Raw genomic sequence first — 4320 nt, 5'->3', positions numbered from 1 at the left:
ATTCAGATCTTTGTCAGATCAGGCCGGGTAATTGGCCCGCAGCGCCTCAAGGCCACCCTGATAGATGCCGTTGAACAGCGCCACCACTTCTTCCTCGCTCACGCCCTTGGCGTTGAAGCGTCCCGACCACGTTACCCGGGCGCCCTGCCCCTGGGCTTCGACCTTGATCGTCGCCAGGTAATCAGTCGCCGGAAACGGCGCCTGTTCGATCGAATAGCTGTAGGTCTTTGCGCCGTTATCGAACGCTTGCAGACGCTCGATCACCACGCCGCCATCAGCGGTTTGCAGGGTGCGCACGCGTCCGCCTTCACTCAGTTCACTCTTGGGAATGAACGGCAGCCAGTCCGGCAGCGTGTTGAAGCCGCCAATCAATTGCCAGACCTGATCGGCCGAGGCCGGGATGTCGATCGTTGCTGATGCAGTTGCCATAAATAAAGGTTTCTCCAGAAGAGTTCGGGTTCAGATCGCCATGCTGTCGACGACGCCGCCATCGACCCGCAGGGCCGCGCCCGTGGTGGCCGAGGACAACGGCGAAGCGATGTAAGTGACCAGATGCGCGACTTCTGCGACATCGGCCACGCGCTGGATGATCGAAGTCGGACGCGCCTTGCGCACAAAGGCGTCGGCCTCATCGCGCAGGCTGCGACCGGACTCGGCAGCGGCGTCCTTGAGCATGTTTTCCAGGCCATCGGTGAAGGTCGGCCCCGGCAGGATCGCATTGACCGTCACGCCAGTGCCAGCCAGACGTTTGGCCAGACCATGGGACACTGCGAGATTGGCGCTTTTGGTCACGCCATAGTTGAGCATGTCGGCCGGAGTCGCCACGCCGGATTCCGAAGACAGGAAGATCACCCGGCCCCAGCCCTGCTCGACCATTGCCGGCACGTAATGCCGCGACAGGCGCACACCGGAAATCACGTTGACCTCGTAGAAGCGCGTCCACTCGCTGTCCGGCGTGTCGAAGAAATCCACCGCGTCGAAGATCCCGAGGTTGTTCACCAGGATGTCCGCACGGGGTTCGGCGGCGAACAATTTTTCCGCGCCTTCGGCAGTGCCCAGATCGGCCGTCAGACCGCGCAGTTGCGCACCCGGTACCTTCTGCCGGATGCTCGCCAGCGCCTGATCGACCTTGGCCGTTTCGCGCCCGATCACCACCACCGTGGCGCCGGCTTCGGCCAGCGACTGACTGATGCCCAGACCAATGCCACCCGTGCTGCCGCTGACGATGGCCAGTTTTCCACTCAGATCTATTTTCATGCTTTCACCTCATCGATTGGCAACGGTGCACGTTCGGACACCAGTTTTGCGTCACGCATGGCCTGCCAGAAACCGGCGGGAATCAGCGCCGACAATGCCGCGACATCTTCAGCAATGCGCCCCGGTTTGCTCGCACCCGGAATCACCGCAGCAACGGCGGGATTGGCCAGCGAGAATTGCAGGGCTGCCGCTTTTACATCGACGTTAAAAGTAGCGGCGATACGTTTGATCTGCTCGACTTTGGCGATGACCTGCGCGCTGGCCTTCTGGTATTCGAAGTGCGCGCCGCCGGCCAGGATCCCCGAGCTGTAAGGGCCGCCGACCACGATCTCGACGTTCTGCGCCCGTGCCGAATCCATCAGACGTTGTAGCGCACGTTCGTGATCGAGCAAGGTGTAGCGCCCGGCAAGCAGGAAGCCATCGGGTTGCGCTTCCGTCAGGTCGAGCGTCAGTTCGCACGGCTCGACCTTGTTCACACCCAGGCCCCAGCCCTTGATCACGCCTTCTTCGCGCAGTCGGGTCAGCACTTTGAACGCGCCGGTGCGGGCCTGATTGAAGTATTCCAGCCATTGATCGCCATAGAAGTCCTGGGCGATGTCATGGACCCAGACGATGTCGAGGCGATCGGTCTGCAGGCGCTTGAGGCTGTCTTCGATCGAGCGCAGCGTGGCGTCAGCGCTGTAGTCGTTGACGATCCTGTTCGGGCGACCGTGTTCGAACACGCCGCTTTTTTCGCCCAGATCGCGAGCGGCTGCATCTTCCACTTCATCGAGAATCACTCGGCCGACCTTGGTGCTGAGCACATAGTCATCGCGCTGGTACTGTTTAAGCGCCTCACCCAGGCGGATTTCCGACAGGCCCGAGCCGTAGAACGGCGCGGTGTCGAAGTAGCGCACGCCGGCATCCCACGCGGCATGCACGGTGGCTTGCGCTTCGTCTTCCGGGATGGCGCGGAACATGTTGCCCAGCGGTGCGGTGCCGAAGCCGAGCTGGCCGGGCAGTTTGTCTTTCAAGCTCATTGAATTGTCCTCACAGGTGTCTGGGTCGGTGTGACCGTTGAGCAGATCGTAGATTGCGACGCCGAGACCGTCCAAGACATAATGCGCAGCACTTGAGTCCCTATAGGTCTGACATGATCGACATCCGCCAGTTGCGCTACTTCGTTGCCGTCGCCGAAGAAGAACACGTCGGCCGCGCTGCCGAACGGCTGCATATTTCCCAGTCGCCGCTGAGCCGGCAGATTGCCCAGCTCGAAGAACGCCTGGGCCTGACCCTGTTCGAGCGCAGCCAGCAGCGCATCCGTCTGACCCGCGATGGCCAGACCTTTCTCGCCGAGACCCGCGCCCTGCTGACCCACGCCAGTCGCCTGGAGTCCCTTGGCAAACGCCTGGGCCGGGGCGAAGAAGGCGGGTTGTGCATCGGCTATAGCGAGAACGCCATGCACGCCGGGGTGCTGCCCAATGCCCTGCGGGTGTTGCGGGTCGATCGGCCGAATGTGCATGTCGCGCTGTACAACCTGAGTTCCACCGAACAACTTGAAGGCCTGCGTCAGCGGAGCCTCGATATCGCCTTGGTGAGCGAGCCGCCGAGCGACGACGATCCGGATCTGCTGGGTTTTCAGGTGCTCGACGATCCGATGCTGCTGGCTTTGCCGGAACAACATCCGCTGGCCCGACACACCGCGCTGCGCCCGGAAGATCTGGCCGATCAGGAATGGATCGGCGTGCAATCGCGTCAGGGCGCGAACAATGAGTTTGTGAGTGCCTGCATCCGCGCCGGGTTCACTCCGGATGTGCGCATGCAGGCTACCGAGCCGTTCACCGCGCTGGGACTGGTGGCGTCCGGGCTGGGGATCGCGATGATCCAGAAAGGCCTGAGCCACAACGCCCCGCCCGGCGTAATACTGCGGGAAGTGCCATGGCTGGCATTTACCACACCGCTGTGGGCGGCGTGGCACCGGATCAACCTGCGACCGTTGGTGGAGACCTTTCGCAAGGTCCTGACCGACCCGGTCCCCTACGACCCACACACACTCCCCTGTGGCAGCCAGCCTGCGGGCGATAGCGTTGGCAGATCCAGCATCACTGTCGGCTGACAGTCCGCATTCGCGAGCAAGCCCGCTCCCACCGGGGATTGTCGGTGGATCAGGGATTTTCGGCTGGCCGCGATCAAGGGTGGGAGTGGGCTTGCTCACGAAGGGGTCGGTACATTCAACATTGATGTCAGCTGACCTGACGCCATCGCGAGCAGGCGAAGGCCTACGGGGAGTCGGTGGCGATCTACACTCAGGTGATCAGCTATCGACGTGAGGTGCCCATGAAGATGTCTGTGCAAATGACCGTGGTCACGGTGCTGGCCACCCTTGCCTACCTGGCGCTGGCGGTCTGGGGCATCGGTGGGCCGGCGGTGTTCTTTGCGCATGGGGCGCTGGTGCTGGTGGCGCTGGCCACGGTGCTGATGGTGGTGGCGTCACTGTTTACCTCTGTGAATATGAGTTCTGGCGAGCGCGAGGATCGGGCCAATCGTTGGGTGATTCCAGCGTTCGGGGTGATTGGGCTGGTCAGCGGATTTCTCCCGGCGTACTGCGACCGCATCGACTTCTGGACCTTCGGCGCTGAAGGCGTGCGCTGGCTCGGCGCGTTACTGTTTATCGTCGGTGGTGCGCTGCGGCTGTGGCCGGTGTTTGTGCTGGGGCGGCGGTTCAGCGGGTTGGTGGCGATTCAGCCGGGGCATCGGTTGGTCACTGACGGCATTTACACGCGCCTGCGCAATCCAAGCTATCTGGGTCTGGTGGTCAACGCCGTGGGTTGGGCGCTGGCGTTTCGCTCCAGCGTCGGGTTGATTCTGGCGGTGCTGACGTTGATCCCGCTGATCGCGCGCATCCACTCGGAAGAGGCGCTGCTGCGCGGGCAGTTTGGCGCTGAGTATGAGGCTTACTGCGCGCGTAGCTGGCGGTTGTTGCCGGGGGTTTACTGACGCTATCGCCAGCAGGCTGGCTGCGACATCGATCCAGTGTGGGAGCGGGGGGGGGGGGGGGGGGGGGGGGGGCGGGGGCCCCCCCCC

General features: G+C 63.0%; 5 protein-coding genes. 2 read left to right on the top strand and 3 right to left on the bottom strand.

Annotated elements, in window-relative coordinates; all coding sequences use genetic code 11:
* Positions 1 to 18: 18 nt before the first annotated feature.
* The 3 genes from NTD85_RS06545 to NTD85_RS06535 are packed head-to-tail and all read right to left on the bottom strand — an operon-like array spanning position 19 to position 2276.
* Positions 19 to 429, bottom strand: a complete 411-nt coding sequence (locus NTD85_RS06545) for an SRPBCC family protein (RefSeq protein ID WP_103520255.1) — start codon at positions 427 to 429, stop codon at positions 19 to 21.
* Positions 430 to 459: 30 nt separating this feature from the next.
* Entirely contained in the window at positions 460 to 1257 is a 798-nt protein-coding gene (locus NTD85_RS06540) for an SDR family NAD(P)-dependent oxidoreductase (RefSeq protein ID WP_226501639.1), read from the bottom strand.
* Positions 1254 to 2276 (bottom strand): aldo/keto reductase, encoded by a 1023-nt coding sequence (locus NTD85_RS06535; protein WP_103484698.1) that lies wholly within the window; start codon positions 2274 to 2276, stop codon positions 1254 to 1256. The genes NTD85_RS06540 and NTD85_RS06535 overlap by 4 nt, the downstream gene beginning before the upstream one ends.
* A gap of 113 nt (positions 2277 to 2389) precedes the next feature.
* On the opposite strand from NTD85_RS06535, the gene NTD85_RS06530 reads away from it, so the two are divergent.
* Positions 2390 to 3352, top strand: coding sequence for a LysR substrate-binding domain-containing protein (locus tag NTD85_RS06530; RefSeq protein ID WP_103520256.1), 963 nt, complete (start codon positions 2390 to 2392; stop codon positions 3350 to 3352).
* Positions 3353 to 3573: 221 nt separating this feature from the next.
* The gene (locus tag NTD85_RS06525) at positions 3574 to 4233 is read left to right on the top strand and encodes a methyltransferase family protein (RefSeq protein ID WP_262141739.1); all 660 of its coding nucleotides are present in this window, start codon (positions 3574 to 3576) and stop codon (positions 4231 to 4233) included.
* Positions 4234 to 4320 lie beyond the last annotated feature (87 nt).

The organism is Pseudomonas sp. 13B_3.2_Bac1, assembly GCF_025466205.1.
Classification (GTDB): domain Bacteria; phylum Pseudomonadota; class Gammaproteobacteria; order Pseudomonadales; family Pseudomonadaceae; genus Aquipseudomonas; species Aquipseudomonas fluorescens_H.
Note: the sequence above shows the minus strand (reverse complement) of the source record. Positions and strands in the feature narration are given on the sequence as shown.